The 22,845-nt window shown below is 70.1% G+C and carries 22 protein-coding genes; 3 read left to right on the top strand and 19 right to left on the bottom strand.

The genetic code is table 11. The features are described from left to right. Window positions 1-3: 3 nt before the first annotated feature. The 8 genes from deoC to QRN27_RS08930 form a co-directional block, all read right to left on the bottom strand. On the bottom strand, window positions 4-1,026 hold the full coding sequence (deoC, locus tag QRN27_RS08965) for a deoxyribose-phosphate aldolase (protein WP_285041896.1): 1,023 nt from the start codon (window positions 1,024-1,026) through the stop codon (window positions 4-6). Further along, window positions 1,023-2,024, bottom strand: a complete 1,002-nt coding sequence (locus tag QRN27_RS08960; RefSeq protein ID WP_285041894.1) for a sugar-binding transcriptional regulator — start codon at window positions 2,022-2,024, stop codon at window positions 1,023-1,025. The genes deoC and QRN27_RS08960 overlap by 4 nt, the downstream gene beginning before the upstream one ends. 127 nt (window positions 2,025-2,151) lie before the next feature. Beyond that, window positions 2,152-3,384 carry an MFS transporter gene (locus QRN27_RS08955; protein WP_285041893.1) on the bottom strand — a complete coding sequence of 411 codons (1,233 nt, stop codon included), beginning with the start codon at window positions 3,382-3,384 and terminating at the stop codon, window positions 2,152-2,154. Next, window positions 3,384-4,316, bottom strand: coding sequence for a bifunctional riboflavin kinase/FAD synthetase (locus tag QRN27_RS08950; RefSeq protein WP_285041891.1), 933 nt, complete (start codon window positions 4,314-4,316; stop codon window positions 3,384-3,386). Before QRN27_RS08950 ends, QRN27_RS08955 begins: the two co-directional genes overlap by 1 nt. Further along, entirely contained in the window at window positions 4,313-4,732 is a 420-nt protein-coding gene (locus tag QRN27_RS08945) for a hypothetical protein (protein ID WP_285041889.1), read from the bottom strand. The genes QRN27_RS08950 and QRN27_RS08945 overlap by 4 nt, the downstream gene beginning before the upstream one ends. Before the next feature lie 70 nt (window positions 4,733-4,802). Continuing rightward, a complete protein-coding gene (locus QRN27_RS08940) occupies window positions 4,803-5,171 on the bottom strand; it encodes a hypothetical protein (RefSeq protein ID WP_194670508.1) in 369 nt (122 codons plus the stop codon). Continuing rightward, on the bottom strand, window positions 5,168-6,103 hold the full coding sequence (truB, locus tag QRN27_RS08935; protein ID WP_285041886.1) for a tRNA pseudouridine(55) synthase TruB: 936 nt from the start codon (window positions 6,101-6,103) through the stop codon (window positions 5,168-5,170). Before truB ends, QRN27_RS08940 begins: the two co-directional genes overlap by 4 nt. 66 nt (window positions 6,104-6,169) lie before the next feature. After that, a complete protein-coding gene (locus QRN27_RS08930; protein WP_285041884.1) occupies window positions 6,170-6,844 on the bottom strand; it encodes a nucleoside/nucleotide kinase family protein in 675 nt (224 codons plus the stop codon). 38 nt (window positions 6,845-6,882) lie between these two features. Here QRN27_RS08930 and QRN27_RS08925 point away from each other — a divergent pair, with 38 nt between their 5' ends. Further along, window positions 6,883-7,767 (top strand): iron-sulfur binding domain-containing protein, encoded by an 885-nt coding sequence (locus QRN27_RS08925; protein ID WP_285041882.1) that lies wholly within the window; start codon window positions 6,883-6,885, stop codon window positions 7,765-7,767. Between the two features lie 63 nt (window positions 7,768-7,830). On the opposite strand, the gene rbfA is transcribed toward QRN27_RS08925, so the two are convergent. The 4 genes from rbfA to nusA all read right to left on the bottom strand — a co-directional run bounded on the left by rbfA (window position 7,831) and on the right by nusA (window position 12,717). After that, on the bottom strand, window positions 7,831-8,268 hold the full coding sequence (gene rbfA / locus QRN27_RS08920; RefSeq protein WP_079707157.1) for a 30S ribosome-binding factor RbfA: 438 nt from the start codon (window positions 8,266-8,268) through the stop codon (window positions 7,831-7,833). A 116-nt stretch (window positions 8,269-8,384) separates the two neighbouring features. Continuing rightward, window positions 8,385-11,162, bottom strand: a complete 2,778-nt coding sequence (gene infB, locus QRN27_RS08915) for a translation initiation factor IF-2 (RefSeq protein WP_285041880.1) — start codon at window positions 11,160-11,162, stop codon at window positions 8,385-8,387. Between the two features lie 275 nt (window positions 11,163-11,437). Continuing rightward, window positions 11,438-11,710: a YlxR family protein gene (locus tag QRN27_RS08910; RefSeq protein ID WP_285041878.1), complete on the bottom strand. Its 273-nt coding sequence runs from the start codon at window positions 11,708-11,710 to the stop codon at window positions 11,438-11,440. A gap of 5 nt (window positions 11,711-11,715) precedes the next feature. Further along, window positions 11,716-12,717: a transcription termination factor NusA gene (gene nusA, locus QRN27_RS08905; RefSeq protein WP_285041877.1), complete on the bottom strand. Its 1,002-nt coding sequence runs from the start codon at window positions 12,715-12,717 to the stop codon at window positions 11,716-11,718. Window positions 12,718-12,924: 207 nt separating this feature from the next. On the opposite strand from nusA, the gene QRN27_RS08900 reads away from it, so the two are divergent. Both QRN27_RS08900 and QRN27_RS08895 read left to right on the top strand, forming a co-directional pair. Beyond that, window positions 12,925-14,595: a sensor histidine kinase gene (locus QRN27_RS08900; RefSeq protein WP_285041874.1), complete on the top strand. Its 1,671-nt coding sequence runs from the start codon at window positions 12,925-12,927 to the stop codon at window positions 14,593-14,595. Further along, on the top strand, window positions 14,592-15,269 hold the full coding sequence (locus tag QRN27_RS08895) for a response regulator transcription factor (RefSeq protein WP_285041872.1): 678 nt from the start codon (window positions 14,592-14,594) through the stop codon (window positions 15,267-15,269). Before QRN27_RS08900 ends, QRN27_RS08895 begins: the two co-directional genes overlap by 4 nt. A 47-nt stretch (window positions 15,270-15,316) precedes the next feature. Here QRN27_RS08895 and QRN27_RS08890 read toward each other — a convergent pair whose 3' ends face one another. Genes QRN27_RS08890 through QRN27_RS08860 form a run of 7 tightly spaced genes read right to left on the bottom strand, consistent with a single transcriptional unit; the run spans window position 15,317 to window position 22,757 of the window. After that, window positions 15,317-17,074 (bottom strand): proline--tRNA ligase, encoded by a 1,758-nt coding sequence (locus tag QRN27_RS08890; RefSeq protein WP_285041870.1) that lies wholly within the window; start codon window positions 17,072-17,074, stop codon window positions 15,317-15,319. A gap of 41 nt (window positions 17,075-17,115) precedes the next feature. Next, window positions 17,116-18,384 (bottom strand): hypothetical protein, encoded by a 1,269-nt coding sequence (locus QRN27_RS08885; protein ID WP_285041868.1) that lies wholly within the window; start codon window positions 18,382-18,384, stop codon window positions 17,116-17,118. Beyond that, window positions 18,381-19,421 carry a VWA domain-containing protein gene (locus QRN27_RS08880; RefSeq protein WP_285041866.1) on the bottom strand — a complete coding sequence of 347 codons (1,041 nt, stop codon included), beginning with the start codon at window positions 19,419-19,421 and terminating at the stop codon, window positions 18,381-18,383. The genes QRN27_RS08885 and QRN27_RS08880 overlap by 4 nt, the downstream gene beginning before the upstream one ends. Further along, on the bottom strand, window positions 19,418-20,416 hold the full coding sequence (locus tag QRN27_RS08875) for a vWA domain-containing protein (RefSeq protein WP_285041864.1): 999 nt from the start codon (window positions 20,414-20,416) through the stop codon (window positions 19,418-19,420). The genes QRN27_RS08880 and QRN27_RS08875 overlap by 4 nt, the downstream gene beginning before the upstream one ends. After that, window positions 20,407-20,874, bottom strand: a complete 468-nt coding sequence (locus QRN27_RS08870; protein ID WP_285041862.1) for a hypothetical protein — start codon at window positions 20,872-20,874, stop codon at window positions 20,407-20,409. Before QRN27_RS08870 ends, QRN27_RS08875 begins: the two co-directional genes overlap by 10 nt. Further along, the gene (locus QRN27_RS08865) at window positions 20,861-21,751 is read right to left on the bottom strand and encodes a DUF58 domain-containing protein (RefSeq protein WP_194670523.1); all 891 of its coding nucleotides are present in this window, start codon (window positions 21,749-21,751) and stop codon (window positions 20,861-20,863) included. Before QRN27_RS08865 ends, QRN27_RS08870 begins: the two co-directional genes overlap by 14 nt. Before the next feature lie 4 nt (window positions 21,752-21,755). Further along, window positions 21,756-22,757: an AAA family ATPase gene (locus QRN27_RS08860; RefSeq protein WP_285041860.1), complete on the bottom strand. Its 1,002-nt coding sequence runs from the start codon at window positions 22,755-22,757 to the stop codon at window positions 21,756-21,758. Window positions 22,758-22,845 lie beyond the last annotated feature (88 nt).

The raw sequence follows: 22,845 nt of genomic DNA, 5'->3' as shown, positions 1-22,845 counted from the left end.
GTCCTAGTCGATCGTGACGTAGTCGGGGCCGGAGTAGTGGCCGGTGGTGAGTTTCTGCCGCTGCAGGAGCACGTCGTTGAGGAGGCTCGAGGCGCCGAACCGGAAGAGGTGCGGCTGGAGCCAGTCTTCTCCGACCGTCTCGGCCACGGTCACGAGGTACTTGATGGCGTCCTTCGACGAGCGGATGCCGCCGGCGGGCTTGACGCCGATCTGCTCACCCGTGAGACGGTGCCAGTCGCGGACGACCTCGAGCATGAGCACCGTCACCGGGAGGGTGGCGGCCGGCGCGACCTTGCCGGTGGAGGTCTTGATGAAATCGCCACCGGCCAGGATGGCGAGCCAGGAGGCGCGCTTCACGTTGTCGTAGGTGTTCAGCTCACCCGTCTCGAGGATGACCTTCAGATGCGCCGAGGTGCCGTCGCTCCGACGGCACGCCTCCTTGACGGCGACGATCTCGTCGAAGACCTGACCGTACCGACCGGAGAGGAAGGCACCGCGGTCGATGACCATGTCGATCTCGTCCGCCCCGGCGTCGACGGCGTCGGCCGTGTCGGCGAGCTTCACGGCGAGCGAGGCGCGGCCGCTCGGAAAGGCGGTGGCGACCGCCGCGACGTTGATGCCCGCCGCGTCGTGCCCCGCACCGGGCTGCGTGTGCGCCGAGCCGAGCGCTTCGACGGCGTAGGGCACCATGTCGCCGTAGACGCACACCGCGGCCACGCGAGGCGTGGACGGGTCGCCGGCGTCCGGCGTGATGGCCTTGGCGACGAGGGAGCGCACCTTGCCGGGGGTGTCGGCACCCTCGAGCGTGGTGAGGTCGATGAGTTCGATGATCCGGTCGAGGGCCCAGGCCTTCGAGGTCGTCTTGATCGAGCGGCTGCCGAGGTCGGTCGCCCGCTGTTCGAGCCCGACGGCGTCGACGCCGGCCAGGCCGTCGAGGTAGCGTCTGAGGCTGGCGTCGGTGACGGGGCCGTCGACGAGTTCGAGCGCCGTGGGCTTCGCCACGAGGTCTCCTGGTGGGGTGGTCATGGTGCGTTCCTTCCGAGCAGTTCGTGCTCCGGGGTGTGCTGCTGAACAGGTGATGGTTCGAGGTCGCTGAGCAGCGTCGTCGCGGTCGCCTCGTCGGTGACGAGGACGGTGCAGAGTCCGCTGCTCACGACGGCCCGCGCGACGGCGTGCTTCGGTGCGCCGGCGATGACCGCGATGCTGCGAGCTGCCCCGCGCAGGGCCTCCAGGCCGAGACCGACGGTGCGCTCGTCGAGCGTCGGGTCGACGATCATGCCCTCGGCGTCGATGTACCGTCCGACGACGTCGCCGACGGCACCGCGGGCGACGAGGACATCGACGTCGGCGGCCGTCAGGTAGCCGCTGTGCACGAGGGCGGAGTCGGGACCGGCGACGCCTGCGCCGTAGAGGTAGGTGTCCGCAGCCGCCGCCGTGCGGAGGACCTCCGCGACCGTGCGGTCGGACTCGATGCTGAGTTTGGTCTCGAGGCGCTCGAAGATCGCCGGGCTGGGGAGCAGGGTGACGTCGCCGCGCCCCTTCTCCGCGATCCTGGCCGCCGTTGCGGCTGCGGTACCGACACGCTGGTTGAGACTCACGCCGCCGTTGATCTGCACGACGGACAGTCCGGTCGCCCAGCCGTCTGGCAGGTGGTCGGCGAGGTCGCGGAGCGTCCGGCCCCAGCTCACGCCGAGCGTCCGCGGTACGGGCCGCATGGCGCCGAGGTAGTCCGCAGCCGCTCGCGCCACGCGCTCGTGGAGCTCCGCGCTGTCGCTCGGGCTCGGGACGACGACCGCGTCGACGAGACCGAACCGCTCCCGGAGCGCCCGCTCGAGCGGGAGCCGGCGCGCACGCGGGTGCACGATCTCGATGCGGATGTAGCCGAGCTCCCGGGCCTGGGCGAGGAGACGGCCGACCTTCCAGCGGGTGATCCCGAGCAGTGCCCCGATCTCGTCCTGGGTCTTCGTCTCGTCGTAGTACAGCTCCGCGGCACGCACCGCGAGCAGTTCATCGCGTTCGATCACCTCGGGCCTCCTCCGACTCCCCCAGCCTAGGACGGCGCACCGGGTCGGACAACGACCGTTGGTCGTTCTGCTCACATGAGCAGGGCGCGGTGCGCATCCGCGCATCGGGTACCGCGACTGCGAACGCTCAGGCTCGCCCGTGTCTCCGGGCGGCGAGGTCCGCCTCGATCGTCGTTGGGCGTCCCGTGATCCGACCCGCGATGGCGCACAGCGCACCCGTCGCCAGCAGGAGCAGCAGCGGCACGGTCCACGACCCCGTCACCGCATGGAGCAGGCTCACGACCAGCGGGCCCAGGGCACCGAGGGTGTAGCCGACGCTCTGGACGAACCCGCTGAGGGCGACCGCACCGTCGTGACTCGCGGTTCGGAGGTTGATGAGGACGAGGGCCAGCGGGAACAGCAGGGGGCCGAGCCCCGCGAGCAGGACCCACAACCAGGTCAGGGTCGCCGGCCACAAGAGCAAGCCGAGATAGCCGAGCACGAAGCAGGCGCTCGCGACGTACACGAGGACCGCCACGTTCCGCAGCCGGGCGACGAGCATCGGGACGATGAGACTCGCCGGCACCCCCATCGCGGAGAAGAGCGAGAGCAGGAGACCGCCCTGCGCGGCCGTGACGCCCGCCACGTCGGTGACGATGGTGGGCAGCCAGGTGAACATCGCGTAGGCGTTCAGCGAGGACGTGGCGAACACGGCCGCGATCGCCCAGGCGATCGGCGACCGGTGGACGAGGACCCGCCCGCGCGGCTCCTCGATCTCCGGGTCGGTCACCGCCGCGGCGCGGGCGTCCCGACGCTCCCTGACGATGAGCTCGATCCACGGCACCACGGCGAGCATCGCGACGATGGACCACACGCCGAGCGACACGTGCCAACCCGCCACGTCGGCCACCGGCACGGCGATGAGCGGCGGCAGGAAGGTGCTCACCGACAGGACCGTCGCGTAGAGCGAGGTCACGAGGCCGACCCGATCGGGGAAGTACTTCTTGACGAGCGGCGGGAGGACGACGTTGCCGATGCCGATTCCGGCGAAACAGAGTGCGCTGCCGATCGCGAGGACGGCGAAGTTCGGCGCGAGGGACCGCACCAGGTGCCCGGCCACGATCGACCCGAGGGCGAGCAGGAGCACGGGCTCGAGGTGCAGCCGTCGCACGAGGCGCGGCGTGAAGACGCCGAACAGGGCGAAGCACAGGGGCGGCAGCATGCCGAGCAGTCCCAGGCCGACCGAGCCGACGCCGATGTCGCCGTCGATCTCGGCGAAGATCGGCGACAGCGACGTGACGGCCGTCCGCAGGTTCGCCGCGACGAGGACGATGCCGACGAGCGCGAGGACCCTTCCCCGCCAGAGGGGACGCGGCCCCACTAGGACAGCATCCGGCGTGCGCGCTCGACGTCGTCGGTCATCTGCACGATCAGCGGTTCGATCCCGGTGAACGCGACCATGCCGCGGATCCGCTCCACGAACCGCACCTCGACCTCGTCGTCGTACAGGTCGAGGTCGGTCTCGTCGAGCACGTACGCCTCGACCTGCTTCTGCGGCACCCCGTCGAAGGTCGGGTTGTTCCCGACGGAGATCGCCGCCGGGTAGGAGCGCCCTCGCCACCGCAGCCAGCCGGCGTACACGCCGTCGGCGGGGATGAGCCCCTGCGAATCGGGAGACAGGTTGGCGGTCGGGAACCCGAGTTCGCGGCCGCGCTTCGCCCCGTGCACGACGATGCCGCGCACCTCCGGCGGACGACCGAGGAGCCGCGAGGCCTCACGGACGTCGCCCTCCTCCAGCAGTTCCCGGATCCAGGTGGACGACACGCGCCGGCCACCCTCCGGACGCACGTCGTCGACGACGTGCACCGAGAAGCCGTAGACCTCACCGAAGGACTCCAGGGTGGCGACGGTGCCGAGGCCCCGGTGCCCGAAGCGGAAGTCCTCGCCGACCAGTACCCGCTTGGCGTGGAGCGCGCCGACGAGGATCGACGTGACGAACTCCTCGGGCGTCAACTGGGCAAGGGTCTCGTCGAAGCGGAGCAGGAGGGCGGCATCGACGCCCGCGGACGCCAGCAGTCCGAGCTTCTGCTCGTTGCTGACGAGTGAGGCCGGGCAACGGTCGGGGTTGATGAGGCTCAACGGGTTGCGGTCGAAGGTGACCGCGACCGAGTTGAGCCCGTCGGCCGCGGCCGCTTCGAGCAGGGCGGCGATGACGGCGCGGTGGCCGCTGTGGACGCCGTCGAACTTGCCGATGGTGACGGCTGAGGGCCCGAAGCCGTCTGGGACCTCATCGAGCTCGGTGAAGGTGATCATTTCGTGGTGCGCCGATGTCCGGCCAGCCACCACAGTCCGAGGACCGGGAGGACGAGCGGGATGAAGACGTACCCGCGACCGAAGACGGACCACACGGTGTCGTGCGGGAAGAGTTCCGGATCGAACAGGCTCAGCAAGCCCACGATCAACACCCCGGCGAGTTCGAACGAGATCGTGCCCCACGCGATCCGCCGCCATGCGGCTCCCGGCGCCACGAGTGACGCGGTCGCGAGGATGTACACCACGGCCGCGAGGGCGGAGAGCAGGTAGGCCAGCGGCGCCTCGTCGAACTTGGTCGTGATCTGCACGACCGAGCGGCCGGTGGCGGCCAGCGCGAGGATCCCGTAGACGGCGACGAGCACGACCCCGACACCACGGACGCGTGGACGGGACGGAGCGGTGGTGGGGAGAGCCATGACCCATCGATTCTATGTGATCCGGACCGGCGGCCCGGCCCTTCGGAGCCTCGACGGCGGCACGGACCGCTCAGGCGAGCTGCACGCTCCAGATCTGCTCCATGCGGTAGAGCATCACGGCGACGGCGAGACACACGACCCCGAGGACGACCGTCGACCACCGGCCCCGCTCGACGAGTGCCCAGAACCCGCCGGCGATCGGCAGAATCATGGCGGAGATGAGGTAGGTGAAGAACTCGGGCACGCTCCCGGTGGCCGTGTTCCCGAAGGCCGGCGCGGCGATGGAGACGACGAGCTGCGCGACGAGGAGCACCTCGACGAGCGCCGTCGCCCCCATCGTCAGGTCGCTCGGCGGTCGACCGATGAGCCCGAACACGACGCAGAGGAGCCCTGCCACCACAGCGACCCCGATCTGGACGAGGGTGAACCACTCGATCATGCCGACTCCTCGGCCGGGAAGTTCACGACCGACTTCAGGGAACCGCCGCGGCGTTCGACGAGCCCCACCAACCGGCCGTCTGGCGCGATGGCCGCGATCGGTCCGGAGTGCCCTGCCGGCAGCTCGCGGTCGAGACGCTTCCCGTGGCCGAGGTCGACGGACTCCTGCTCCGTCAGCTCGAGGGCGCCGAACAACTGCCGGGCCACGTCGGCGGGGCGCAGCAGCGCGCGCTCGACGTCGAGCTCGTCGATGGTCGAGGCCGCGTGGACGTCGAACGGTCCGATCCTCGTCCGACGCAGGGCGGTCAGATGCCCGCCGACGCCGAGCGACGCACCGAGGTCGCGGGCGAGCGCGCGAATGTAGGTACCGGACGAGCAGACCACCCGGACGTCGACGTCGATGACGGCGCCCGTTCGGCGGATGTCGGTCACGTCGAACGCACTGACGGTGACCGCGCGGGACTTCAGCTCGACCTCGATCCCCTCGCGGGCGAGGGCGTAGGCGCGCTTCCCGCCCACCTTGATGGCACTGACGGTGCTCGGGACCTGCTCGATGTCGCCCGTCAGCGGACGGATCGCCGCGATGATCGCCTCGTCGTCCACGGCTGACACCGCGGCCTGGTCGGCGCGCTCGGTGACGTCACCCTCAGCGTCGTCGGTGGACGTGGCCTCACCGAGCCGGACGGTCGCCGTGTACTCCTTGTCGAGACCGACGATGAAGGTCAACAGTCTCGTCGACGACCGGATGCCGAGGACGAGCAGGCCGGTGGCCATCGGGTCGAGCGTGCCGGCGTGGCCGACCTTGCGCGTGCCCGCGAGGCGTCGCACCCGCGCGACCGCATCGTGCGAGGTGTGCCCCTGCGGTTTGTCGATGAGGAGGACACCGGGCTGCGCAGCCGCGGATCCGGGTGCTGCTGCGTTGTTCTCGACCACGCTGCAACGCTACCAGCGGCCGTCGGCACCCACGTCCGAGCGCCGGACCGAGCGGCCGTGCGCTGCTCAGCAGAAGTCGGCGAAGATCCGACGAGGATGACGTTCGTCGGTGTTGTCGACGATCGCGGTCGCCCGGGCGGTGGGGTCGTCGTCCTTCCGGTAGAGCGCCTGTCCGCCGACGTAGCGTGCGTTCGACGGCGCCGCGGGGTCGGCGTCGACACCGAGGGTGTCGTGCAGCCGCGCGTAGGCCACGTCCAGCGGGACCTCGACCCAAACGGATGCGTGCCAAAGTCCGCGGAGCTCGGGACGGTTGAGGAACACGCCGTCCACGATCAGGACCGCGTCCTGCGGCCCGGTCGTCCACCGCAGTGGCGCGCCGACGTCGCGTTCCTCGTCGAACCCCACCAGCTGGAACCCGGTGCTGCCCGCCAGGCGGAACGGCTCGACCAGCACCCGTCGGAACAGCGAGTAGTCGAAGGAGTCGTTCCAGAACCCCTCCGCGGAGTCACGGCCGCGCGCGTAGCGTTCCTCCCGCGGTCGGTGGAAGTCGTCGATCGACGCCCGGAACACGGCGCGCCCGCCCTCGTCGAACACCTCGGCGAGACCATCGGCGAACGCGGCCGTGCCGGAACCTCCGATCCCGTCGACCGCGATCATCGTGCGGCCGCGCGGGTAGTCCCGTTGGAACTGGTCTCGCAGCTGCCGCAGCAGCTCGATCCGTGGCGTCGTGACGAGCTTCATGGCGCCGAGCCTACCCGGGCGGATCGTAGGCTGGTGCGGTGCCGCCCGCCCCTTGCGACCTCGCCCCCCTCGTCACGGACTGGTTCCGCGCCAACGCCCGCGACCTGCCGTGGCGACGTCCCGGGTTCCCGGCGTGGGGCACCCTCGTGTCGGAGTTCATGCTGCAGCAGACCCAGGTCAGCCGGGTGATCCCGCGCCTCGAGGAGTGGCTCGGGCGCTGGCCGGCTCCCGCCGATCTCGCGGCGGAACCGCCCGCCGAAGCCGTCCGTGCCTGGGGTCGACTCGGCTATCCGCGTCGGGCGCTCTGGTTGCACGCCGCCGCCACGCAGATCACCGAGCGACACGGCGGGATCGTCCCGTCGGACGTCGACCAGCTCCTCGCGCTCACCGGCATCGGTGACTACACGGCGCGCGCCGTCGCGGTCTTCGCCTACGGCGACCGGCACCCGGTGGTCGACACGAACACCCGCCGCGTGATCGCCCGCGCCGTCGGCGGTCAGGCGGAGCCAGGACCACCGAACGCGAAGGTCGACCTCCCGGCGATGGAGGGCCTGCTGCCCGAGGACCGAGCCGAGGCGGCGGTGTTCAACGCGGGCATGATGGAGATCGGTGCGATCGTGTGCACGGCGAGGTCTCCCCGGTGCGAGGACTGCCCGCTCCGCGAGGCGTGCGCCTGGCGCGCGGCCGGGTACCCGGCCTACGACGGGCCGGTCAAGACGAAGCAGAAGCAGTTCGCGGGCAGCGACCGACAGGTCCGAGGCATCATCATGGCGGAGCTGCGCTCGACCCACCGATCACTGACGGAGGAGGAACTCCGCAGTCGGTGGCCCGATGGCGCACAGTTCGACCGCGCGCTGGCAGGGCTCGTCGCCGACCGCCTCGCGGTCCGCATCGACGGAGGCTACGCGCTCCCCCACGAGTGAACGCCGACAGGCCCAGCGACCGGCCCCCGAAGGGCGGTCCCTGAGCCTGTCGAAGGGCGGGTCTTAGTCCTCGGCGTCGACGTCGCGCGGCTTGACGTACGGATCCTCGTCGCCGGCGTACGCCGCACCGGCGGCCAGGCCGGCCACCTCGGTGTCGCGGTTCTTCGCTTCGCGGAGCAGATCCTCGATGTGCTGTGCGTTCTCGGGGATCGCGTCCAGGAAGAAGTCGAGACTCGGGGTGAGCCGGGTGTTGATGTTGCGGCCGATCTCGGCACGCAACAGCCCCTTCGCGGACTCGAGCGCCGCCGAGGTGTCGGCACGCTCCTCGTCTGAGCCGTACACCGTGTAGAACACGTTCGCGTGCTGGAGGTCACCGGTCACCTGGACGTCGGTGATCGTCACGAAACCGAGCCGCGGATCGCGGATGCCCTTGTCCAGCCGCTTGGCGATGACTTCCTTGATCCGGTCCGCCAACTTGCGGGCCCTGGGGTTCTCTGCCATCTCGTCCTCCTCTGATGACCGCCTGGCGGACGACCGCCCGGCGGGTGATGCACTCAATATAAGCAGGAATCCCCGCCGCCCTCCGTGAGGAGGACGACGGGGACCGGCCGAGCGGACTAGCCGCGCGGCTTCTCCTTCATTTCGATCGTCTCGATCTCGTCACCGATCTGGATGTCGTTGAACTTCCCGAGACCGATACCGGCCTCGAAGTCCGTACGGACCTCGGTGACGTCGTCCTTGAAGCGACGCAGCGATTCGATCGCCAGGCTGTCGCCGACCACGACGCCGTCGCGGATGACCCGTGCCTTGGCGTTCCTCGTGATCGTTCCGGAGCGGACGATGACACCCGCGATGTTGCCGAACTTCGAAGAACGGAACACCTCGCGGATCTCGGCGACACCGGACTGGACCTCTTCGTACTCGGGCTTGAGCATGCCGGTGAGGCTCTGCTCGACGTCCTCGAGGGCGTTGTAGATGACCGAGTAGAAGCGGACGTCCACACCCTCGCGCGCCGCACGTTCGCGGGCCTTCGGGTCGGGGCGCACGTTGAATCCGATGATGATCGCGTTGTCGATCGTCGCCAGGTTGACGTCGGACTCGGTGACCGCACCGACACCGCGGTGGATGATCCGCAGCTGGACGCTGTCGTCGACGTCGATCTTGAGCAGCGACTCCTCGAGTGCCTCGACGGCACCGGAGACGTCACCCTTGATGATGAGGTTGAGCGACTCGACCTTGCCCTCTTCGAGTGCACGGGTGAAGTCCTCGAGCGAGATGCGCTTGCGAGCCTTGGCCAGAGCGGCGTTGCGCTCCGCAGCCTCACGCTTCTCGGCGATCTGACGAGCGGTGCGGTCCTCCTCGGTGACGAGGAAGGTGTCGCCGGCCCGAGGAACGCTCGAGAGGCCCTGCACCTGGACGGGACGCGAGGGGCCCGCCTCGGCGACGGTGTCGCCGTTCTCGTCGACCATGGCACGCACACGGCCGTACGCCGTACCGGCGACGATCGCGTCGCCGACCCGGAGCGTACCCGACTGGATGAGCACGGTCGCGACGGAGCCGCGGCCCTTGTCGAGCTTGGCCTCGATGGCCACACCGCGGGCGTCCTTGTTCGGGTTCGCACGCAGGTCGAGACCGGCGTCGGCGGTGAGCAGGACGGCGTCGAGGAGGTCCTTGATGCCGGTGCCGGCACGGGCCGAGACGTCGACGAACATGACGTCTCCGCCGTACTCCTCGGCGACGAGGCCGTACTCGGTCAGCTGCTGGCGCACCTTGGCCGGGTTGGCGTCGGGCTTGTCCACCTTGTTGACCGCGACCACGATCGGCACGTTGGCCGCCTGGGCGTGGTTCAACGCCTCGACGGTCTGCGGCATGATGCCGTCATCGGCCGCGACCACGAGGATCGCGATGTCGGTGACCTGCGCACCACGAGCACGCATGGCGGTGAACGCCTCGTGACCCGGGGTGTCGATGAAGGTGATCGGACGTTCGAGACCTTCGTGCTCGGCGACGACCTGGTACGCACCGATGTGCTGCGTGATGCCACCGGCTTCGCCGGCCACCACGTTCGCGTTCCGGATGGCGTCGAGCAGGCGCGTCTTACCGTGGTCGACGTGACCCATGACGGTGACCACGGGAGGACGGATGGCGAGGTCCTCGTCGGATTCGTCCTCCAGCTCCTGGTCGAGGTCGATGTCGAAGCCTTCGAGCAGCTCCCGGTCCTCGTCCTCGGGCGAGACCATCTGGATCTTGTAGCCGAGCTCGGAACCGAGGACGTCGAACGTGGCCTCGTCGAGGGACTCCGTCGCCGTCGCCATCTCACCGAGGTGGAAGAGCACGGTGACGAGGTTGCCGGGGCTGGCGTCGATCTTGTCGGCGAAGTCCGAGATGGACGCGCCGCGACGCAGACGGACGATGGTGCTGCCGTCGCCGCGGGGAACGCTCACGCCGCCGAGCGACGGGGCTTCCCGCAGCTCGAATTCGGCCCTCTTCGTCCGCTTCGACTTGCGTGCCTTGCTCTTGCCGCCACCGCGACCGAAGGCACCTGCGGTACCACCGCCGGGTCCGCGACCACGACCGCCGCCGCCACCGGGGCGACCGGCGAAGCCGCCTGCGGGGGCTCCACCAGGAGCGCCACCGGGACGGAACCCGCCACCCGCACCGGCACCGCCGGGACGGAAGCCGCCGGCGCCGCCGGGACGACCTGCGCCACCCGGACGACCCGGACCGCCGGGACGCTGGCCCTGGCCGACGCCCGGACGGGGCGAGCCGGGGCGAGGAGCCTGCGGACGGGGGATGTTGCTGGGGTTCGGACGCTGACCCATGCCCTGTGCCGCGGCGAACGGGTTGTTGCCCGGACGCGGCGTGCCGGTCGGGCGCTGACCCATGCCCTGCGAGGAAGCGAAGGGGTTGTTGCCGGGCCGCGGTGCGCCCGGACGGGGACCGCCGGGCTTCGCGGCGTCGCCGGACGGGGCGTCACCGGCGGCCGGGGCGGCAGCCGGAGTCGCGGGAGCAGCCGGGGCGGCGGCCTCGGGCGTCTCCGCCACGGGGGCGGGAGCTGCCGGGGCCTTCGGGCCCGGTGCAGCCTGCTTCGGTCCGGGAGCAGCCGGAGCCGCAGCCTTGGGAGCGGGCGCAGCGGGGGCCGGAGCCTTCGGCGCGGCGGGACCCGGGGTCGGGGCGCCGGGGGTGGCCGGACGCTTGGCCGGGGCGGCGGGGGCCGCAGCGGCCTTGGCGCCCTCTGCCTCGAGGGCGGCGCGCAGCTTGCGGGCCACCGGGGGTTCGATACTGGAAGACGGTCCCTTGACGAACTCGCCCAATTCCTTGAGCTTCGCCATGGCGATCTTGCTGTCTACTCCGAGTTCGGATGCGATCTCGTGTACACGTGGTTTTGCAGCCACAATTCTCCTGTCTGAGCTTGCACCCAGGCAGGGGCAAGCGTTAGTGGTGGACGGTGCTCATTTCGAGCCGCTCATGAGTTGTCCATTAGCCGTTCAGCCTGTTCTCTCGGAATGCCGGGCCGGGTGGCACGGCAGCAGGATGTCGGCCCGGGATCCGGGCCTCGTACCTGCGGTGGGAAGCACGGTGTGCGCCGAAGCGCTCTCGCGTGCAATGTCCATCGTACACCCCGAGCCTGGGTGCAGGCTCACCGCCCGGCCGATCCGCGCGGATCGGCTCAGTCCGCAGCCGGCGCGTCCGTGGCGATCGTCGCGACCGCGGCGAGGACCGCGTCCGCCCCGGGTCCCGCACTCAACCGCAACGCCCGGGTGAACGCACGCCGGTGCACCGCCTGCTCGACGCAGGCGGTGGTCGGGTGCACCCAGGAACCGCGGCCCGGCAGGCGCTGAGCCACGTCGGGGACGAGCTCGCCCTCGACCGCCACCACGCGGAGCAGGGCCCAGCGCGGCTCGCGACGACGACAGCCGACGCAGGTCCGCACCGGTTCCATCCGGATCAGTCCGCTTCGAGGATCGAGTCCGGCTGGATGTCGATCTTCGCGCCGGTGAGCTTCGCGGCCAGACGGGCGTTCTGGCCCTCCTTGCCGATCGCGAGCGACAGCTGGTAGTCCGGGACGAGCGCGCGGACGGCCTTGAGGGACTGGTCGATCACGTACGAGCTCGTGACCTTGGCCGGCGAGAGCGCATTCGCGACGAAGGTCGGCAGGTCCGGCGAGTAGTCCACGATGTCGATCTTCTCGGCCCCGAGCTCGTCGGTGACGGCACGGACACGACGCCCGAGCTCACCGATGCAGGCGCCCTTGGCGTTGATGCTCGGGTCGTTCGCCTTCACCGCGATCTTCGTGCGGTGACCGGCCTCGCGGGCGAGCGACACGATCTCGACGATGCCGGAGGCGATCTCCGGGACCTCGAGCGCGAACAGCTTGCGGACGAGCCCCGGGTGCGTCCGTGACACGGTGATCTGCGGACCCTTCAGGCCCTTCGACACGCTCGTGACGTAGACCCGGATGCGCGCTCCGTGCGGGTACTCCTCACCCGCGACCTGCTCCTCGGGCGGCAGCATCGCCTCGATCGTGCCGAGGTCGACGTGGATCATGCGCGGGTTGGGGCCCTGCTGGATGACGCCGGCGATGATGTCGCCCTCGCGTCCCTTGAACTCGCCGAGCACCGCGTCGTCCTGGATGTCGCGGAGGCGCTGGAAGATGACTTGCTTGGCGGCGAAGGCGGCGATGCGACCGAAGTCGTCCGGCGTGCTCTCGGCCTCGCCGATGAGGACGCCCTCGTCGTCGAACTCGGGGACGAAGACGCCGACGTGGCCGGTCTTGCGGTCGAGCTGGACCCGAGCTGCCGGCACCTCGGTGCGAGCCGCGGGCTCCGCACCCTCCGTGCTCTTCAGGTACGCGCTCAGGATGGCCTGCTCGATGATCACGACGAGCTCCTCGAAGGGGATCTCCTTCTCGCGTTCGATCGACTTCAACAAACCGAGATCGATGTCCATCGATGGCCTCCTCTATTCAACTGATGGTGCCGCGGCAGGACGTGCAGCGGCACGACGGGCATGCTGCTGCCGTGCTGCCGAACCCGTCTGTCTACGGTACCGGATGCCGACGGGTACGTCATCCACCCAGCTGGGAAGCGGCCGCGCGTCGAGGACGCCCGCTCCCCCGGCTCGACCGCCGCTCCGAGCGGGTGACATGATTGCCCCATGGTCTTTGGCGAGCTGCGGAACGTCATGCGGAGCACGAGGGTGCGGATCCTCGTCGCGATCCTGCTCGCGACGACGCTCGCAATGACGCTCGTCGGTGTGTCGACCTACACGCTCGGACGCCAGCAGACCCTGGCGACGATCGACGCCCGGCTGGAGCACAGCGCCGAACTCATCGCCTTCATGGTCGTCGGGTCCGGGAACTCGGCCGACGCCCCCGCGACCAGCGACGCGGCCGTCGACGCGGTCATGCGCCGCTGGATCTTCGCCGAGGACGAGACCGCCGTCGGCGTCCGCGCGGACGGTTCGACGGTCCCGCCGAGTGCGCCCTCCGCCTTCCGCCTCGACGACGACCCGGCACTGCTCGACGCCATCACCGCGCGTGCGTCGCGCGGCGTGGTGACGGGCGAGGCCGACGGCCAGCGCACCGTGCGGTACGCGATCATCCCGGTGCAGGTCGTCGGCGACCCGAACCTGGCCCACGTCGTCATCGCCACCGACGTCCACGCCGCCCTCGCCGAATCGCGCGGGGTGCTCGCGGTCGAGATCGTCGTCGCCGTCGTCTGCCTCCTCCTGCTGGGGCTCGTCGGGTGGCAGCTCGCCGGCGGACTCCTCCATCCCATCAGGCTGCTCCGGGACGCCGCGGCGCGCATCACGGAGTCCGACCTCGACGAACGGATCCCGGTCGTCGGTCGTGACGACGTCTCCGAACTCACCAGGACGGTGAACGGGATGTTGGACCGCCTCGACGAGGCCTTCACGAGCCAACGTCAGCTGCTCGACGACGTCGGTCACGAGCTGAAGACGCCGCTGACCATCGTTCGCGGGCACCTCGAACTCCTCGACCCGTCCGACCCGGCGGACGTGGCGGCCACCCGCGACCTCGCGCTCGACGAACTCGACCGTATGAGCTCCCTGGTCGCCGACATCACGGAGCTCTCGACCGCCGGCCTGGCGTCCACCCTCGATCGCGAGCCGGTCGACGTCGCGTCGTTCACCGCCTCCGTCCACGACAAGGCGACGGCGATCTCGACCGACCACACCTGGGTCCTCGGCGACCAGGCCGAGCTCACCGCCGACGTCGACTCCGGCCGACTCGCCCAGGCTTGGCTGCAGCTCGCCGACAACGCGGCGAAGTACTCGCCGTCCGGCTCGACGATCGTCGTCTCGAGCCGGTTCGACGAGTCGGACGACCCGGCGCTCGTCCTCTCGGTCTCCGACGAGGGTCCAGGCGTTCCAGAGGCACTCCGCGAGCGCATCTTCGACCGGTTCACACGCGTCAGCGGCGGGCGCGGGGTCGCAGGCTCCGGCCTCGGGCTGTCGATCGTGCAGGCCATCGCCGCCGCGCACGGTGGGTGGGCCGAGGTCGAGGACGGCGACGGGCCAGGCTCCGTCTTCAGCATCCGGTTGCCGCTCGCGGTCGCCGACGACGACGAGGACGCCGACACGGCCGTCGAGCTCGATCCCGACGAGACCGCGGCGATCCCCCGGGACGCGATGGCGCAGGCGATCGCCCTCCGTGAGGCTCAGGCGGCCATGGAGGAGCAGGCAGCCCCGGAGGCCACGGCGCCACCGACGGAGTCGTCGTCAGTGCACGAGGATCCGGTGGACGACTTCCCCGACCTCGTCGACACCTCGGCACGTCGTCGCTCGGCGGAGGACGGCGCATGAGCCGGATCCTGGTCGCCGAGGACGAGACGCGCATCTCCGCGTTCGTCAGCAAGGGCCTCCGGGCCGCCGGACACACGGCCGACGTGACCGTCGACGGTTCGCAGGTCGTCGAGCTCGCCGAGAGCGGGGACTTCGACCTGCTCGTCCTCGACATCGGGCTGCCGGGCGTGGACGGGTTCGAGGTGCTCAAACGGCTGCGTGACGACGGCAGCGAACTGCCCGTCATCATCCTCACCGCCCGCGACTCCGCCCGCGACCTCGTCGCGGGTCTCGACGGGGGCGCGAACGACTACATGTCCAAGCCGTTCCGGTTCGAGGAGCTGCTCGCCCGCATCCGCCGCCGACTGGCCGAGCGAGGGGCGACCGCCCCCGCCGCGGTCGAAGAGCGTCTGTCCGTCGGCCGACTCGAGCTGGAACTCCGCGAGCGCCGGGTGCTCGTCGACGGCGTCCCCGTGGAACTCTCCACTCGGGAGTTCGCCCTCGCCGAGGAGTTCTTCCGTCACCCCGACCAGGTGCTCAGCCGCGAGGAACTCCTCAGCCGCGTGTGGGGCTACGACTTCGACCCCGGCTCCAACGTCGTCGACGTCTACGTGCGGTACCTGCGGAACAAGATCGGCAAGGACGCCATCGCCACCGTCCGTGGAGCGGGATACCGGCTCAGCACCGGCCGGTGACGGCCGCCACCCGACGAGGATGACGGCCGTCGACGTGCTGGTCCCGGCTAGAGCGACAGCTCGCTGATCGCGACGCGTTCCTTCGTCCCCGCGGCGCGGTCCCAGAGCTCGACGAAGCCCTCGGTGGCCTCGCGGCCGACGACGACGACCACCGGGACACCGATCAGCTCGGCGTCGCCGAACTTGACGCCGGGAGACACCTTGCCGGTGCGGTCGTCGTACAGGACGTCCTTGCCGGTCGCCTCGAGCGAGGCGACGAGGGACTCGGCCACCTCGAAGATGGCCGCGTCGCGACCGGCGGCGACCACGTGGACGTCGAACGGTGCCACGGCCTTCGGCCAGATGAGTCCGCGCTCGTCGTTGTTGCCCTCGGCGATGATCGCGAGGATGCGGGTGATGCCGATGCCGTAGGAGCCCATCGTCACCGTCACGAGCTTGCCGTTCTCGTCGAGCACCTTGAGACCGAGGGCCTCCGCGTACTTGCGTCCGAGTTGGAAGACGTGACCGATCTCCATGCCGCGTGCGAGTTCGACCGGACCCGAGCCGTCGGGTGCGGGGTCGCCGGCGCGGACCTCCGCGGCCTCGACGAAGCCGTCGGCCGTGAAGTCGCGCCCGGCGACGAGTCCCATGACGTGCTGCTGGTCGACGTTCGCCCCCGTGATCCACTGGGTGCCGTCGACGACGCGCGGGTCGAGCAGATACCGGATGTCCGTGGCCGACTCCTCGCCGAGGACGGGGCCCTGGGGGGACCACGGGCCGATGTAGCCCTTGACCAGGCCGGAGTGCTTCGCGAAGTCGGCGTCGGTGGCTGGTTCGACCTCGGCCGGGCTGAAGGCGACCTCGACCCGCTTGAGGTCGACGTCGCGGTCGCCGGGGAGCCCGATGACGACGAGCTCGCGCGTGCCGTCGAGGTGGGTGAGCGCCAGGACGACGTTCTTCAGCGTGTCGGCAGCCGTCCACGGGCGGCCGTCGTCGCGCGGGTGGCGGTCGTTGGCGAGGTCGACGAGGGTCGCGATCGTCGGGGTGTCCGGCGAGTCGAACACGGTCGCCGGGGCGAGTCCGTCGACGGGACGGGCCTCGGGGACCTCGGTGGTGTACGCCTCGACGTTCGCGGCGTACCCGCCGGCGGAACGGACGAAGGTGTCCTCACCGACCACGGTGGGGTGCAGGAACTCCTCGCTCCGCGAACCGCCCATGGCTCCGGCATCCGCCTGGACGATCACGTACTCGAGACCGAGGCGGGTGAAGATGCGCTCGTAGGCGTTCCGCTGCGCCTGGTAGCTCGCATCGAGCCCGGCGTCCGAGACGTCGAAGGAGTAGGCGTCCTTCATCGTGAACTCGCGGCCTCGGAGCAGGCCGGCCCGGGGCCGAGCCTCGTCGCGGTACTTGTCCTGGATCTGGAAGATCGACAGCGGCAGGTCCTTGTAGGACGAGTAGAGGTCCTTCACCAGGAGGGTGAAGACCTCCTCGTGCGTCGGCGCGAGCAGGTAGTCGGCCCCCTTGCGGTCCTGGAGCCGGAACAGTGCGTCGCCATACTCCTCCCACCGCCCGGTGACCTCGTAGGGCTCGCGGGGCAGCAGCGCGGGGAAGTGCACCTCGAACGCGCCCGCGTTCGCCATCTCCTCGCGGACGATGGCCTCGATCTTGTTCTTGACCCGCAGCCCGAGCGGCAGCCAGGCGAAGACACCCGGTGCCTGGCGGCGGATGTACCCCGCCCGCACCAGCAGGCGGTGACTCGTCACCTCCGCATCGGAGGGGTCTTCACGGAGCGTACGGAGGAAGAAGTTCGAAAGGCGCGTAACCACCTGTCCATGCTAGTCCGTCGGGGCACGGACGCTCCTGACCCCTACCAGGGACGCTCGGCGAAGTTGCCGTTGTCGTTGTTCCGTCCGCGGTTCCTCGCGTCCTCGGTGGACTTGTCCTGCTGCGCGTCCTGGCCGGCGTCCTTCAGCCGGTCGACCTTGCCGTCGACCTCGCTGTCGCCCGTGCCGCTCGATCCGCCCGAGTCGCCGTCACCCTGGCCGGAGTCCGAGGGATCCTGCTGGTCCTGCCCGCCGGAGCGGTCACGCTGGTCCGCGGCATCCTCGCGCTTCCGGTCGATGCGGTCGCCCGTGTCCTTGAGGTTCTCGCCGGGCGTGCCCTTGGGGTCGATGGCGTCGGGCTGCTGCCCGGCTCCACCTTGATCACCCTGGCCGCCCTGGTCACCTTGGTCGCCCTGACCACCCTGGTCGCCCTGGTCGCCCTGGTCGCCTTGACCGCCCTGGTCGCCCTGGTCGCCTTGACCGCCCTGGTCGCCCTGACCGCCCTGGTCGCCCTGGTCGCCTTGACCACCCTGGTCGCCCTGGTCACCTTGGTCGCCCTGGTCGCCCTGGTCACCTTGGTCGCCCTGGTCACCTTGGTCGCCCTGGTCACCCTGATCACCCTGGTCACCCTGGTCGCCCTGGTCGCCCTGACCACCTTGGTCGCCCTGCTCGTCCTGCCCACCCTGATCACCCTGGTCGCCCTGGCCACCGGCGTCCTGCTGATCCTCCTGGTCTTGCTGATCCTGCTCCTCCGACCCGCCCTCGAAGCAGTCCTCACCCTCGTCGACGATGCGCTTCGCGGTGTCGTACAGGTTGATGGCGCCCTGGAAGAACCGACCCTTCACGTACTCGTCGGCCTGCGTCTCGTACGCTCGCGCCAGGTTGACCCGGACGATGCACGAGGTCTCCTCGGTGGGCGCGAGTTCGAGTGCTTTCGCGAGGTCGTCGGTCCCCTGCACCCAGTCCTGCCCGACGGCGGCGGCAGTACCGCGGTCGAACCAGGCGATCCACGGCTCGACGACGTTCGCCGTTTGGAGGTGCGCAGCACTCAACTGCGCCCCGGAGTAGTCCTCGGCGCGGTACCCGGAGATCGCCGCCTGGGCCACGACCGGCAGGCTGACGAGCTTGACGCCGACGGTGAGCGCGACGAGGACGAGCGGCAGCGACCACCAGAAGAGGCGACGTCGCAAGCGGACCACCTCGCGCGGAGCCAACGGTCGACGCCGCGGTTCCTCGATCAGGGGCCGTGGCTCCGGATTGCGCGGTTCGGCCTCGGCCTGGTCGGACCGCACACGATCGTCGAAGAGCGTCATGCCCGACTCCCCTTCGTCCGTCGCAGTTCACCGAGCGCCGCCACGATCGCCGGGATCTCCGTGAGGAGCAAGGCACCGAACGCGAGGGCGAACACCCAGTACAGCTCATCGGTGCGCCGGATGTCCACCTCGTCCTGCACCGTCACGCCGCCGACGGCGAGGCCGTCGACGACGTCGTCGAGCGCAGCACCCGGCGTCCTGATCTCCGCTTTCACTCCGAGCTGTGACGCGATCGTCTCGAGCGCCCCGGGGTCGAGACGTGACACCGCGGGTTCCCCGGTCGAGTAGTCCTGGATGTAGCGCACGCTGCCGTCCTGGTACCCCGAGAACTCGCGCATCGTGCCGCCGGCCTCGGTCCCGTAGCCGAGCACGCCTCCTCCGCCGATGAGCGGCGCGATCGATTCGAACGACTCGGGTTGGGTGCCGCTCGTCTGCTCGCCGTCGCCCAGATAGAAGACGATCCGGTTCCGGCCGGGCTCCTGCTCCTCGGCTTTGGTCAACAGGGTGGTCAGGTACTCGACCGGTTCGTCGATGCTGCTCCCCCGGGAGTAGGTGGTGACCTCCTGCGTCATGGCCTCCGTCGCCGAGCGCAGCGCGGTCGCATCGGTCGTCAGCGGCATGCGCTGGACGGTGACGGCGTCGAAGGTCACGAGCGCGTAGCGGGCGCCCGCCAGTCGGTCGGCGATGCCCGTGATGTCGGCCTTCGCGCCGTCGAGCCGGGTGGGCGGTTGCGGTGCACCGTTCTCGTCGGTGTCAGGCAGGGTCTCGTCCGTCCAGTCCTCGGCCGCCATGGAACTCGTGGTGTCCACCACGAAGTAGACGTCGAGGTCGCCCATCGCCGACGGCGGACGGTGGTTGCCCGGGATGGTCGGACGGAGCGCGATGACGACGAGGACGAGGACCATCGCCAGGCGGGCGAGCCAATGCCAGGCACCGGGCCGCCGGATGCCGGCGAGGAATTGCCAGCCGGCGAAGGCCGCGAGGACCGCTCCGAACACGGCGAGTGCCCAGATCGGGAGGACGGGGTTGATCGTCATCGGCGCAGCCTCCAGGCGAGCAGCATGAGCAGCGCGAGGCCGCCGAACGCCGCGAGGACGAAGACCAGGGGCTCGTCGACCTGGACGAGCTGCTTCGCACCCTTCAGGGTCTTCGTCTGCTCCGCCGTGATCTGCTGGACGATCCCGCCGACCGCGGCAGGGTCGGCGAGCGCGTAGTAGTCGCCGCCGGTTGACGTCACCACCTCGTCCATCTCCGCGGCCAGGTCGTCGAGGTAGTCCTTGCTGCTGACGTCCCCGGGGTTGATCCCGTAGACGGTGACGTCCTGGGCCTTCGCGTACTCGCCGGCCTCCTTGAGGGTGAGGATCGGTTCGCCGGCGACGTAGTTGTCGGTCGCGAGGACGATCGACCGCGACCGCTGCTCTCCGACCTGGTCGAACCGCATGACGCACGACCCGAGGCCGTCGCCGATGAGCGAGGAACCGTTGCCGAGGTCCGTCCCGTTCCAGTACTCGTAATCGCTCTCGGGCGAGGTGAGGTCTTCGACGAGGTGGTCGAGTTGGGTGGTCACGTAGTCGTAGTCGCTGGTGAGCGGGAAGTAGGTCGTCGCGGACGCGTTGAACAGCACGAGGGCGATCCGTTCACCGTCGAAGCGTTGCACCAAGGACTCGAACACCCCCACCAGGGCGGCGTCGTATTCGGTCATCGAGCCGGAGACGTCGAGGCACAGCACGATATCGCGGTTCCGGAGCTCGGGCTGGAAGACCGTGGTGCTCACCACGCGTGATCCGAGCGCCGTGCCGGCGAGCAGCAGCACCGCGACCGCGGCGATGGTCGCGACGACCAGCCGGCGGTACCGCGTCAGCGCCCGGCGATAGCCCGGAAGTGCGGTGAGGCGCTCCGAGTGCGCGACCCACAGCGGTTCCTGGTTCGCCTTCCGACGACGACCGGCGCGCGTCGCGAGCACGGCGACGGCGACCACGGCGGCGACGGCGAGGAGCCAGACGAGCGGCATCCACCAGTAGATCAGCTCCATGTGGTCACCACCTGTCGCGCGAGCGCGGCGGCGTCCGGGACGCTCCCCGTCTCCGCCTCACGGAACTCGACCGGGTAGTACGCGGACACGGCACGACTGAGCGGTGCGAGCCCCGCGCGGTCGAGATCGGCGAGGGTCATGACCTGGGCACGGACGCCACTCGACTCGTGGGCGTACATCCGGAGGATCGCGCCGAGCCGTTGATGGGCTCGTCGGGTGCTCAACCCGCCCTCGGCATGCTCCTGCTCGATCTCGCCGATGAGCGCCAGATAGCGGTCCCGCAGCACGGTGGGCGACGGCGCAGGCGCCGGACGCGGCGCGCTGCCGCGAGCACGTCGACGCACATGGGCGAGCATCCAGACGTACCACGCGATCACCAGGGCGATGAGCACGAGTCCGAGGACCGGCCAGAGGAGCGTGTACTGGACCGGCGCGTAGTAGCCGTTATCGCCGGGCATGACGGTGGGCCTCGAGGAGATGGAAAAGGACGGGGATGACGTCGTCGGCCCCGGTCACGCGCTGACCGCTGATGCCGAGCGCTTCGAGCTGGTCGAGATGGCGGGCCGTGGCGTTCCGGACGGCGTCGGCGAACTCCCGGCGGAGCGCGTCGTCCGACCGGACGAAGGCCGGCAGGGACCGTTCGTCGGCGACGTCGACCATCGACCGGCTGGTGTAGTCGGCGCGCATGAGGTCGGCGTCGCCGACGGAGATCCACAACACCTCGTGCTGCGCGTGCAGGCGGCGGAGGATCGCCGAGCGCCGCGGGGTGATCTCCTCGTCGTCGGAGACGATCACCAGCAGGCAGCGCTGCGTGACGGAGCGCGCCGCGAACCCGAGGAGTTCGTCGAGGTCACTCTGCGGCGCTTCGAGGGATGCACGCCGGTCGATGTGCTGCAGGAGGCGCTCGAGCGCGGACTCGGTGCCCGCGGGACGCACGAGCTCCGGTGCCGCGGCGTCTCCGGCGACGAGACCGACGAGGTCGCCGTGCCGGATCGCGAGGTACCCGAGGATGCCGACCGCGAGGATCGCGACCTCGCGTTTGGTGCTGCCGCCCTCGGCGAGCGCCGCCAGGTCGCGCCCGGTGTCGACGGCGAACAGCACGTGGTGCTTCCGGCTCGCAATGTAGCGCTTGACGAGCGGCGTGCCGTGCCTGGCGGTCGCCTTCCAGTCGATGTCCTTGATCTCGTCGCCTGGCGTGTACTCGCGGAGGTCGTCGAAGTCGAGGCTCCTGCCCTGGAACACCGATCGGTACTCGCCGTCGAGCATCCCCCGCACGCGACGGTGGGCGTGGATGAAGAGTTTCGACTTCACCCGGTGGAGCAACGGAGCGGACATGGTCCTACGGCGCCTGGACCGCACCGAAGACGGCGTCGATGATGGTCTCCACCGAGACGTCGTCGGCCGCGGCCTCGAAGTTGAGGATGATGCGGTGTCGGAGCACCTGGTGCCGGTAGCTCTTGACGTCCTCCGGGATGACGTGGTCGCGGCCGGCGAGGATGGCGAGCGCGCGGGCGACGGTGCTGAACGCGATGCTGGCACGCGGGCTGGCCCCGTAGTCGATGTAGCTCGCCAGCTTGGGCGGGAGGTAGTCACGCGCGTGGCGGGTCACGTAGACCGTCTGCACGATGTAGTTGAGGATCGACGCGTCGAGGTACACCCGCTTCGCGAGCGACTGCAGGAACAGCACGTCCTCGAGGCTCACACCCTCGTGGTGCTGGTCCGTCTCGTACAGACCGGAGTTCACGCGGCGGACGATCTCGGCCTCCTCGCCGATCGTCGGGTAGTCGAGGACCTCCTTCAGGAGGAAGCGGTCGAGCTGGGCCTCGGGCAGCTGATACGTACCCTCCTGCTCGATCGGATTCTGCGTGGCCAGCACGAAGAACGGCTTCGGCAAGGGGTAGTGCGTCCCGCCGATCGAGGTCTGTCGCTCCTGCATCGCCTCGAGCATCGCGCTCTGGGTCTTCGCGCTCGACCGGTTGACCTCGTCGAGCAGGACGAAGTTGGCGTGCACCGGACCGAGCTGGGTCTGGAACGCACCGGTCCTGGCGTCGTAGATCTGCGTGCCGATGATGTCGCTCGGCAAGAGGTCCGGCGTGCACTGGATGCGCTTGAAGGACGCGTTCACCGCTTCGGCGATGGACTCCGCCGCCGTCGTCTTGGCGAGGCCGGGGACGCTCTCGAGCAGCACGTGCCCGCCCGAGACCAGCGCGGCGAGGAGCGTGGTCCGCAGCCCCTGCTGCCCGACGACCTTGGCGTCGTACGCGCCGACGATCTCGGAGAGGATGCTGCGCGCCCGTTGCAGCTCGGCGGGCGCGATGGGGGTGCTCGGTGTGAGGGTCACTGGTCTCCCTGGCGAAGCGGGCGGTCCGGCCGGATGACCGTCGAACGCGGTGCGCCGGGCGGAACCCGGCGGTCCGGACAGTCTACGT

This window comes from Plantibacter sp. LMC-P-059a (assembly GCF_030209505.1).
GTDB lineage: Bacteria > Actinomycetota > Actinomycetes > Actinomycetales > Microbacteriaceae > Plantibacter.
Note: the sequence above shows the minus strand (reverse complement) of the source record. Positions and strands in the feature narration are given on the sequence as shown.

What these genes read in the sequence shown, in the direction of transcription:
- QRN27_RS08875 (WP_285041864.1), bottom strand. Translation starts at nt 20,416, where the DNA reads ATGGAGCTGATCTACTGGTGGATGCCGCTCGTCTGGCTCCTCGCCGTC.
- QRN27_RS08870 (WP_285041862.1), bottom strand. Translation starts at nt 20,874, where the DNA reads ATGCCCGGCGATAACGGCTACTACGCGCCGGTCCAGTACACGCTCCTC.
- QRN27_RS08940 (WP_194670508.1), bottom strand. Translation starts at nt 5,171, where the DNA reads ATGATCGAGTGGTTCACCCTCGTCCAGATCGGGGTCGCTGTGGTGGCA.
- QRN27_RS08865 (WP_194670523.1), bottom strand. Translation starts at nt 21,751, where the DNA reads ATGTCCGCTCCGTTGCTCCACCGGGTGAAGTCGAAACTCTTCATCCAC.
- QRN27_RS08895 (WP_285041872.1), top strand. Translation starts at nt 14,592, where the DNA reads ATGAGCCGGATCCTGGTCGCCGAGGACGAGACGCGCATCTCCGCGTTC.
- QRN27_RS08900 (WP_285041874.1), top strand. Translation starts at nt 12,925, where the DNA reads ATGGTCTTTGGCGAGCTGCGGAACGTCATGCGGAGCACGAGGGTGCGG.
- QRN27_RS08945 (WP_285041889.1), bottom strand. Translation starts at nt 4,732, where the DNA reads ATGGCTCTCCCCACCACCGCTCCGTCCCGTCCACGCGTCCGTGGTGTC.
- QRN27_RS08880 (WP_285041866.1), bottom strand. Translation starts at nt 19,421, where the DNA reads ATGACGATCAACCCCGTCCTCCCGATCTGGGCACTCGCCGTGTTCGGA.
- QRN27_RS08885 (WP_285041868.1), bottom strand. Translation starts at nt 18,384, where the DNA reads ATGACGCTCTTCGACGATCGTGTGCGGTCCGACCAGGCCGAGGCCGAA.
- QRN27_RS08910 (WP_285041878.1), bottom strand. Translation starts at nt 11,710, where the DNA reads ATGGAACCGGTGCGGACCTGCGTCGGCTGTCGTCGTCGCGAGCCGCGC.
- QRN27_RS08930 (WP_285041884.1), bottom strand. Translation starts at nt 6,844, where the DNA reads ATGAAGCTCGTCACGACGCCACGGATCGAGCTGCTGCGGCAGCTGCGA.
- deoC (WP_285041896.1), bottom strand. Translation starts at nt 1,026, where the DNA reads ATGACCACCCCACCAGGAGACCTCGTGGCGAAGCCCACGGCGCTCGAA.
- rbfA (WP_079707157.1), bottom strand. Translation starts at nt 8,268, where the DNA reads ATGGCAGAGAACCCCAGGGCCCGCAAGTTGGCGGACCGGATCAAGGAA.
- QRN27_RS08950 (WP_285041891.1), bottom strand. Translation starts at nt 4,316, where the DNA reads ATGATCACCTTCACCGAGCTCGATGAGGTCCCAGACGGCTTCGGGCCC.
- nusA (WP_285041877.1), bottom strand. Translation starts at nt 12,717, where the DNA reads ATGGACATCGATCTCGGTTTGTTGAAGTCGATCGAACGCGAGAAGGAG.